The organism is Acinetobacter sp. SA01 (assembly GCF_011319235.1).
In the GTDB taxonomy this organism is placed as follows: Bacteria; Pseudomonadota; Gammaproteobacteria; order Pseudomonadales; family Moraxellaceae; genus Acinetobacter.
In genome coordinates this window covers 1-349 of sequence record NZ_WXXM01000061.1, presented here as the reverse complement: position 1 = coordinate 349, position 349 = coordinate 1, and the positions used below count along the sequence as shown (strand labels likewise).

Annotated in this window: 1 protein-coding gene; it reads left to right on the top strand. The window is 50.1% G+C overall.

The genetic code is table 11. The features are described 5' to 3' along the window. Window positions 1-349 (top strand): Ig-like domain-containing protein (locus GTU69_RS16985; RefSeq protein ID WP_166172240.1); only part of this gene is annotated, 349 nt, incomplete at both ends.

The following is a 349-nucleotide window of genomic DNA, read 5'->3' as shown; positions in this document are numbered from 1 at the left end:
AGTCACAGCGACAGATCCTGCAGGGAACAGCAGTACAGATACCGGTTCGTTAACGGTAGATACTGTTGCCCCAGCAGCGACCTTAAACATTAATCCGGTTGCAACGGATGACATCCTCAATGCAGCAGAAGCTGGAACGAATGTCACCATCAGTGGAACAGTCACAGGTGAATATGTTGCAGGTGATCAGGTAACATTACTGATTAATGGCACCACTTACACAGCGACAGTACAGGCAAATGGCAGCTGGATCAGCAGTGTTGCAGGCAGCGAACTGGTTGCAGATGGAGATCGCATCATTGACGCGATCCTGATTGCACACGATGCGGTTGGCAATAGCACGACTGTG